The organism is Aphanizomenon sp. UHCC 0183, assembly GCF_009712065.1.
GTDB lineage: Bacteria > Cyanobacteriota > Cyanobacteriia > Cyanobacteriales > Nostocaceae > Dolichospermum > Dolichospermum heterosporum.
Map to the genome: position 1 here is coordinate 67,697 of NZ_VILC01000016.1, position 8,240 is coordinate 75,936.

General features: G+C 37.9%; 9 protein-coding genes and 1 pseudogene. 5 read left to right on the plus strand and 5 right to left on the minus strand.

What is annotated here, in order from left to right:
• Positions 1-329 precede the first annotated feature (329 nt).
• From FJR37_RS27405 to FJR37_RS07935, 4 genes are all read right to left on the minus strand, one after another.
• Positions 330-455: a hypothetical protein gene (locus FJR37_RS27405; protein WP_256366870.1), complete on the minus strand. Its 126-nt coding sequence runs from the start codon at positions 453-455 to the stop codon at positions 330-332.
• A 92-nt stretch (positions 456-547) separates the two neighbouring features.
• Positions 548-883 (minus strand): XisI protein, encoded by a 336-nt coding sequence (locus tag FJR37_RS07925; protein ID WP_028082185.1) that lies wholly within the window; start codon positions 881-883, stop codon positions 548-550.
• Positions 871-1,287: a XisH family protein gene (locus FJR37_RS07930; RefSeq protein ID WP_039204183.1), complete on the minus strand. Its 417-nt coding sequence runs from the start codon at positions 1,285-1,287 to the stop codon at positions 871-873. The genes FJR37_RS07925 and FJR37_RS07930 overlap by 13 nt, the downstream gene beginning before the upstream one ends.
• Before the next feature lie 136 nt (positions 1,288-1,423).
• On the minus strand, positions 1,424-1,906 hold the full coding sequence (locus FJR37_RS07935; protein ID WP_325064628.1) for a protein kinase: 483 nt from the start codon (positions 1,904-1,906) through the stop codon (positions 1,424-1,426).
• A 465-nt stretch (positions 1,907-2,371) separates the two neighbouring features.
• Between FJR37_RS07935 and FJR37_RS07940 the strand changes: the two genes are divergently transcribed.
• The 5 genes from FJR37_RS07940 to FJR37_RS07960 all read left to right on the plus strand — a co-directional run bounded on the left by FJR37_RS07940 (position 2,372) and on the right by FJR37_RS07960 (position 7,943).
• Positions 2,372-3,388, plus strand: a complete 1,017-nt coding sequence (locus tag FJR37_RS07940; protein ID WP_039204207.1) for an ArsJ-associated glyceraldehyde-3-phosphate dehydrogenase — start codon at positions 2,372-2,374, stop codon at positions 3,386-3,388.
• Between the two features lie 104 nt (positions 3,389-3,492).
• On the plus strand, positions 3,493-4,755 hold the full coding sequence (arsJ, locus tag FJR37_RS07945) for an organoarsenical effux MFS transporter ArsJ (protein WP_039204186.1): 1,263 nt from the start codon (positions 3,493-3,495) through the stop codon (positions 4,753-4,755).
• 226 nt (positions 4,756-4,981) lie between these two features.
• Positions 4,982-6,058: an ACR3 family arsenite efflux transporter gene (gene arsB / locus FJR37_RS07950; protein WP_039204188.1), complete on the plus strand. Its 1,077-nt coding sequence runs from the start codon at positions 4,982-4,984 to the stop codon at positions 6,056-6,058.
• 36 nt (positions 6,059-6,094) lie between these two features.
• Positions 6,095-6,883, plus strand: coding sequence for a Nif3-like dinuclear metal center hexameric protein (locus tag FJR37_RS07955; protein ID WP_039204189.1), 789 nt, complete (start codon positions 6,095-6,097; stop codon positions 6,881-6,883).
• 748 nt (positions 6,884-7,631) lie between these two features.
• Positions 7,632-7,943: a DUF6679 family protein gene (locus FJR37_RS07960; RefSeq protein ID WP_027403878.1), complete on the plus strand. Its 312-nt coding sequence runs from the start codon at positions 7,632-7,634 to the stop codon at positions 7,941-7,943.
• A 138-nt stretch (positions 7,944-8,081) separates the two neighbouring features.
• Here the strand turns inward: FJR37_RS07960 and FJR37_RS26920 are convergent.
• A pseudogene (locus tag FJR37_RS26920) lies at positions 8,082-8,240 on the minus strand (MBL fold metallo-hydrolase); the annotation flags it as partial.

Genomic DNA, 8,240 nt, shown 5'->3' on the forward strand with positions numbered 1-8,240 from the left:
TTAAATCCTGGTTATCCTGATTCAGACTTAATATTTTTATGTAACCTTTAAATGTTACAGTTTACAAGTCTCGACGCGAGAGAAGAAACCCACAACTCGAAGACCACCCACACCGTCTCTCTTCCCACCCAAAGTATCCGTACCTCAACGCATAGTAATCTGGTGTATTGAATTCAACATTATTATAAATCCAATCATTAAATGCATAGTGAACAAATGTTGGAAGGTGTCCTTCTGATGCTTTCTTATCAAAAGAAATATTTCCGTAGTCTATGTAGTGCAACGATTCTCCCGTTATCTTCTTTCTCCACCATCCTCCCTTTTTTCTCCTATAATTTCCCCGTGCTGGGTTCTAAGGCTTTGTAGGTAGTTCCAAAACCACCGCTACTCAAGGGTTTACCTTCAATGATAAATCTACCGTTATTAATTTGTTGCCCTGGTTGCCAAATAATCATACCCTTGTAGATATGGTGAATATTAATTCAATTATATCATGGTAATTATATCATGGCGTTGGTTATATTCCCGACTTCTTGAGAAATAGAAATTAAGCTACCCCATAACCAGTATAAGGACGTTTGTATGGTGGTTGTAAACCAAAAACAATATCCTCTTTTGGTACTCCCATATTGACTAATTCTTGAGCTAAATCTGTTTCTGTGGTATTTTGTTGAATCCAGATTTTGTTATTCTTAATGTCAAAATGAATCACACTATGATAAACCCGCGTTAAACCGTTCCAACCGACACGAAATAATTGATAATGATCATGAATGGTATCAAAAATCAATTCATTATCTATTTCATCATATTTAGGTTTAAATTGACTATGTTCCTGGAGTATGGTTTGAATATATTGACGATAATTTTCTAAATTTGCCATTTGACAATTACCTCCATTATAGGATTATAGACTATGATTTTAACTTTATGTCTTTCTACTGCTATTTTAGCAAGTCGAGTTTGAAAAAAGGATTTGTAAGTTTCTTCGGGAACTGCTAAATATAATACTCTTTGTGATTCTGTTTCTTCTAACATTATTTGATAATTGAGAAATTGTCCTAATGCTGTATGAAATTCACTTACTGCTGAGTTACTAGCAAAACTTTTAATTTCTACAGCAATCTTTTCTTCTCCTTTTTCGGCTGCAATTAATCTTTCTGCACCTAAATCAATTTTCAATGTTGTATCTTCTAATTCTACCTCTAATGGATCATCGGTAATTAACCATTGTTCTTTTTCTAGTGCTGTTCTAACTGCTTGATGAAATAAATCTCTTGCTGACATAGTTATTTAGGATTTAATTTATTTGTCTGAATCAGGATGTCGAGGATTTGAGGATTGTTAGGATGTTATTGGATGATTTTTGTGGGGAGTTGGTGATTTTTTTGTCTGAATCAGGATGTCCAGGATTTGAGGATTTTCAGGATGTTGTTGGATGATTTTTGGTGGGGAGTTGGGGATTTTCAGGATGTTTTTGAATGATTGTTAAACTGCCTTTAGCGTGAATATATTCTAAAGCCTGACCAATTTGATCTATATATAATAGTGCTTCGCTTTCGGTAAGTTGTCCCTTTTGTCGAAGATATTGAGATAAAGTTACTCCATCAATATATTCCATTACCACGCCAAAAAGCTCACCTGCTTGAATGACTTCATGGACTTTGAGAATATGCCTATGATCAAAACCTTTAATTGTCAAGGCTTCGTTAATAAACTTAACCTGTTGTTCTGCAAAGTCTTCTCGCAATTGCATTTGCTGATTGAGGGTTTTAATGGCGTATAATTTACCCGTGCTAGGTTCTAAGGCTTTGTAGGTAGTCCCAAAACCACCGCTACCCAAGGGTTTACCTTGAATGATAAATCTACCGTTGTTAATTTGTTGCCCTGGTTGCCAAATAATCATACCCTTGTAGATACAGTGGAGATTAATTTAAATATATCATTGCGTTGCGTTAGATCCCCGACTTCTTGAAGAAGTCGGGGATATGAAAGGTTAAACTACAACTTCTGCTGATTTTGCTTCTGGTAACAACCGCCTTATACCTTGCTGTTCAAAATATGCACTAAACTTAATCCGGCTACTCTGGTTAAGTAAGTAGCTTGGATTAGTTGATTAATTGTTACTTTGGTTTGGGCGATCGCTCTTTCCACAAACGTTCTATCTGCAACCAGGAAAAAGCTTTTACTTCACTTTAGTCCAAAACCCGTTACTCGGATTGAGGTTGGTGAACAAACGTCTGCTAATGCTGGAAACTAGCAAGCTGCTAAAAACGTTTTTTCTGCTGTGTATAAACAATACATCAATTTTCCTTGATTAATGTTTACATCTGATGCTAGAGTCAATATTAACATATCAACTTTTTTTGAAATGACAATTAAAGTAGGAATTAATGGATTCGGACGCATGGGCAGGTTGTCCGTTCGTGCTGCTTGGGATTGGCCAGAAATAGAATTTGTTCACATTAATGAAACCAAAGGTGGAACAGAAGCCGCAGCACATTTACTCAAATTTGATTCTGTACATGGGCGTTGGACACCAGAAGTAGAAGCGGTCGAAAACCAAGTTGTTATTGATGGTAAATCTCTCAGTTTTACTGAATATTCTCAACCGGGTGAAGTTCCTTGGGAAGATTTTGGGGTTGATATAGTTTTGGAATGTTCTGGTAAGTTTAGAACCCCCGCTACCCTTGATCCATATTTTAAAAGAGGTGTGCAGAAGGTAATTGTTGCCGCACCTGTTAAACAAGAGGCTTTAAACATTGTCATGGGGGTAAATGATCACCTCTATGAACCTGATAAACATCATTTATTAACAGCAGCTTCTTGTACTACTAATTGTTTAGCCCCAGTCGTAAAAGTAATTCATGAAGGTTTAGGAATTAAACATGGAGTAATTACCACAATTCACGATAATACTAATACTCAAACTATTGTAGATGCACCTCATAAAGATTTGCGTCGGGCTAGGGCTACAAGTATGTCATTAATTCCTACTAGCACAGGTTCAGCTACAGCTATTGGTTTAATTTATCCAGAATTGAATGGTAAATTAAATGGTTTAGCTGTGCGTGTACCTTTGTTAAATGCTTCTCTCACAGATTGTGTATTTGAAGTTGTGCGTCCGACCACAATAGCCGAAGTTAATGATTTATTAAAAACTGCATCTGCACAAGAACCATTAATAGGAATTTTGGGTTATGAAGAACGTCCTTTAGTTTCTATTGATTATAAAGATGATCCTCGTTCTTCGATTATTGATGCCCTTTCGACAATGGTTGTCAATGAAACCCAAGTGAAAATCTTGGCTTGGTATGACAATGAATGGGGTTATGTTAACCGCATGACTGAATTAGCGCGAAAGGTGGCTTTAAGTTTGCAAAAATAATGGTTTTCCATGGGTGGGTTTTCTGTCCTACCCCATAAAGATTTTTTGCACCCAGAGACGGAGAGAGAATTTTAGTTTGTATTTACAATTTTGAATTTTTAATCATGGCTTCTACTACTGCTTCTAATTCTAATTTCAAGAATTATATTCTGGTGACACTGGCATACTGGGGCTTCACTTTGACAGATGGGGCTTTGAGAATGTTAGTGTTACTCTATTTTAATAAAATTGGTTATACACCTATCCAAATTGCCTCTCTGTTCCTGTTTTACGAAGTATTTGGAGTTGTTACAAACTTCCTCGGCGGTTGGATTGGTTCTCAGTTTGGTTTAAAGGTGACTCTTTACACTGGTATTGGGTTACAGGTGTTTTCTTTGGTAATGCTGTCTTTTCTCAATCCAGGGTGGGCGCAGTGGCTTTCAGTCCTCTATGTGATGGTTGCACAGGCTTTTTCGGGAATTGCTAAGGACTTAACCAAGATGAGTTCTAAAAGTGCTATTCGCTTGGTTGTGCCTCAAGATGCTCAATCGTCTTTGTTTAAATGGGTGGCGGTGCTGACAGGTTCTAAGAATGCTTTGAAAGGTGTTGGCTTTTTTATTGGTAGCGCCCTTCTCAGTTCTGTGGGTTTTATTAATTCCCTGTGGATTATGGCTGGGGGACTGGCTTTAATTATGTTTTCTGGGTTAATGCTGCCCAAGGGCATGGGTAAAATCAAGAAAAAGGTCAAATTTAGCCAACTTTTCTCTAAAAGCGCAGAAATCAATATTCTCTCGGCGGCGCGATTCTTTTTATTTGGATCTAGAGATGTATGGTTTGTTGTAGCTTTACCAGTATTTTTACGTGGGACTTTGGGCTGGTCTTTTTATCAGGTGGGGGGATTTTTAGCTTGTTGGGTGATTGGTTATGGGATTATTCAATTTTTAGCACCAACACTCATGCAGCGGTTTGGTTCTGGCCGTCCACCTCAATCTCAAACTATTCGATTCTGGACATTTACATTAACGGCTGTTCCTGGTGCGATCGCTCTGGCATTACAATTAGGTTTACCCGCTAATATCGTAATTATTGCTGGACTTCTCGTTTTTGGTGTCGTATTTGCTTTCAATTCCGCTGTCCATTCCTATCTGGTTTTAGCATTTACTGATGATGATAAGGTGGCTTTAAATGTGGGTTTTTACTATATGGCAAACTCCGGTGGTCGTCTTGTGGGTACAGTTTTATCCGGTTTGGTTTATCAAATATTTGGCTTAGTTGGTTGTCTGTGGACATCAATGTTTTTCGTATTCGCAGCAGGTTTAGTTTCTCTGAAGTTACCTAATCCTCAACCTAGTAAATCTATAGCTTGGAAAACTGGAGACGGAGAATAATATTTCCCAGTCTAAAGATATGCTATGTAAAGAGGTATATCCTACTCTAGTTGGATGACTCCAAAATTTATTTGATTTTAAATATGGTAGTAGGCAATTGGTGACAGTTTTTGCCTCTTGCCTAAATACTAATTTGTAATAAATACAGATTTTATAATGACAACAAGATCCCCGACTTCTTAGAGAAGTCGGGGATCTGAAACTAACATTTATAAAGGTTAATTAAGTGGAATATGTAACTAAACAACCGACTATAAAACGCCTTTCTTTTCTGGATCGCTTTTTGACATTGTGGATATTTCTGGCAATGGCAACTGGAGTGGGTTTAGGCTATTTTTTCCCCACAATAGAAGTTTTTATCAATCATTTCCAAATAGGAACAACCAACATTCCCATTGCTATTGGTTTAATTTTGATGATGTACCCACCCTTAGCAAAGGTAAAATATGAAGAATTAGGAGATGTATTTCGTAATAAAAAAATTCTCGGACTATCATTATCGCTAACTTGGATAATTGCCCCAATTGTAATGTTTACACTTGCTATGCTTTTTTTACGCGATAAACCTGAATATATGACTGGGTTAATCATGGTGGGAATAGCCCCTTGTATTGCTATGGTAATTGTCTGGAGTGACTTAGCTAAAGGAGATACTGAATATACAGCCGGACTGGTTGCTTTTAATAGTATTTTTCAAATTCTCTTTTACAGCGTTTATGCTTGGTTTTTCCTGACTATTTTGCCACCTTTATTTGGCTTACAAGCAACTATTGTAAATATCGGTATTGGGGAAATTGCCAACAGCGTTTTTATCTATTTAGGTATTCCTTTTCTGGCTGGATTTATGACTCGCGTTATTTTAATGAAAGCTAAAGGTAAGCAGTGGTATCATCAAGAATTTATTCCAAAAATCAGCCCCATAACTTTAATTGCTCTCTTATTTACCATCATGGTAATGTTTAGTTTAAAGGGTAATTTAATTGTGCAGATTCCTCTAGATGTTGTCCGCATTGCCATTCCCCTAATTATCTATTTCCTATTCATGTTTTTGAGTAGTTTTTACCTAGCATGGAAAATTAAAGCCGACTATGCAAAAGCTGCTAGTGTGGCATTTACTGCTGCTGGTAATAATTTTGAATTAGCAATAGCTGTAGCTATTTCTGTATTCGGAATTAAATCTGGTGTGGCTTTTGCTGCTGTCATTGGACCATTGGTAGAAGTGCCAGTCTTAATTAGTTTAGTCAATGTATCTTTCTGGATTAAGAAACATTTTTTTAGGTTATCTCCACCAGTAGGATTATAATTAAATACGTTTAATCTATTGATTTATTTGAATTTAATGAAAGTTACTGATTTAATTACTTGGTTTGAAGAATGGGCAAATCCCGCTTGGTGCGAAAGCTGGGATAATTGCGGTTGGCAAGTTGAACCCGGTGTTTTGTCTACAGAAGCACGGGTTTTGGTGTGTTTAACTCCGACTTTAGCCGTTATGCAGGAAGCGATCGCTCTCCATGCTAACCTTATATTTGCCCATCACCCCCTCATTTTTTACCCTCCCAAATCTTTCCGCACTGGAGACGCTTTAACAGAAATGGTGCGGTTGGCTTTTACCCATAATATTGGAATTTATACCGCACATACTAATTTTGACCAAGTGGCAGATGGAACTGCTGACGTTTTAGCGCAACTTCTGGAACTTCAAGAAGTATCACCCATTGTTCCTACCCAAGCAGGTTTAGGTTATGGGCGTGTAGGAATACTAAAACCTACTTTGACATTACAAGAGGTAATTAATAATATTCAAACTCAATTAAATCCGCCCCATTTAATTTTCTCCCCAATGGCTGATTTACAACAGCAAATTTCACGGGTAGCTGTTTTAGGTGGTTCAGGTGCAGGTTATATTTCAGCAGTAGTCAAAACTAATGCCCAAGTTTACTTAACGTCTGACTGTAAATTTCATCAATTCCAAGAAAGCCGTGATCGTGGTATTATATTAATTGATGCTGGACATTATGCCACAGAACGCCCCGCGTGCGATCGCCTAGTTCAGAAATTTCAAGCTCTTAACTTAGATTGGGTGCAATTGAGTCAGAAAGATGAAGATTTTCGCCAGTTTCTAACCTAGTAGTCTGTCAACCCGAAAATGACGGGTGAAGGAAAGCAGGGGGAGAACAGAGGCAGGGGAGGGAAGAACAGAAGTTTTTTCCGATCATTACCCGTCAAAATAAATTTGACGAACTACCAGTACCATGCTGACCTTTACACTGTATGTAAAATTGCTAATTTCATGGATACAATCACTTATACCATCTTAAACCCGATGTAGAGATGTGCCACTAAAATACCTCCACATATAAATTTACATTTTGCTTCCGTAACGCCTGGCTAATCTTATTCAAAAATTTATACAAAAAAAATTATTTACCTTTAAGAAACTAGAAATAATGTTATCATTTATATGGAATACACATTTTAACCTTGGGGAGAATCTTCTATAGACTATCCAATCGGTTATCTGTACTTAGCTAGATAGTCTCATTAAAGGGCTGAAAGCTATGTTGCACCCAGACATAATATTTCTATTGACAAAGCGTGCTAATAAGGATAACTAGCCTTGCCCCTAGAAACGCCAAATCAGAGAAAAATGTCTGTAGATGTTAACAGTTGCCATAGCCGTTCAACTAATGCGGTAAACTAAAGCTTAAGACCCAAAATTTCACCTAACACTAATGACTAAAAATAAGTGGTAAAATTGAGTCACTAAACTTACTGGGTTCTGACTACGAAATTCACCTCTTAGAGGCGGATATTCCAGGGGTGGAACCCGAATTTGACAGGTTTAACTACGTTGTATAAAAAGGCAGAAGCACTACATGCTACACCGCAAAATTTATCAACTGTGTTGCGACGGGCGGGAGGTATGTGTTTTTTTGCGGGATCAGCAACGCTGGATAGAGCGGGCCCGCATCATTGATATCGAGGGCGATTTAGTGACTTTACGCTATGAGACAGACGAAGAAGATGAAGTTTGTTCTTGGGAGGAGATGGTTCGTCTTGAAAGCATCGGATCTGTTACTCAAAAATTAGCTTCAGTGCAACGCGGTAACATAGATCCGCTGACAACTGAAGAATGTCCAGAAGCAGAGCGTATACCTAACCCTTATACTGACCTAAATCCAGATTAAAAGAGCCGTCAGCGTGTTGTTAACAAGAGGATTTAAACCTCACCTCAGCAACATTCCACCTGTAGAGGTGACGGAATTAAACCCAAAATTAACTCAATGCTGATTGCTAATAGCTGATTAAACGCTCCTAAACTAAATTCACGTCAAGCGTTCAAAAGCAGGACAGTATCCGTCAAGGGTAACTTTGAAATTATATAAGGGGGCAGCGGGATTCCAACACCGTTGCCCCCTTTGGTGTCGGCAGCTACCACAGCACGCAACATCACCAGAATTAGGGCGAAGATGATTGGGGTTTAC

Excerpts from the sequence above, each read along its gene's own strand:
- FJR37_RS27405 (WP_256366870.1), bottom strand. The coding sequence starts at position 455 with ATGATTATTTGGCAACCAGGGCAACAAATTAATAACGGTAGATTTATC.
- FJR37_RS07940 (WP_039204207.1), top strand. The coding sequence starts at position 2,372 with ATGACAATTAAAGTAGGAATTAATGGATTCGGACGCATGGGCAGGTTG.
- FJR37_RS07960 (WP_027403878.1), top strand. The coding sequence starts at position 7,632 with ATGCTACACCGCAAAATTTATCAACTGTGTTGCGACGGGCGGGAGGTA.
- arsJ (WP_039204186.1), top strand. The coding sequence starts at position 3,493 with ATGGCTTCTACTACTGCTTCTAATTCTAATTTCAAGAATTATATTCTG.
- FJR37_RS07930 (WP_039204183.1), bottom strand. The coding sequence starts at position 1,287 with ATGTCAGCAAGAGATTTATTTCATCAAGCAGTTAGAACAGCACTAGAA.
- FJR37_RS07935 (WP_325064628.1), bottom strand. The coding sequence starts at position 1,906 with ATGATTATTTGGCAACCAGGGCAACAAATTAACAACGGTAGATTTATC.
- FJR37_RS07925 (WP_028082185.1), bottom strand. The coding sequence starts at position 883 with ATGGCAAATTTAGAAAATTATCGTCAATATATTCAAACCATACTCCAG.
- FJR37_RS07955 (WP_039204189.1), top strand. The coding sequence starts at position 6,095 with ATGAAAGTTACTGATTTAATTACTTGGTTTGAAGAATGGGCAAATCCC.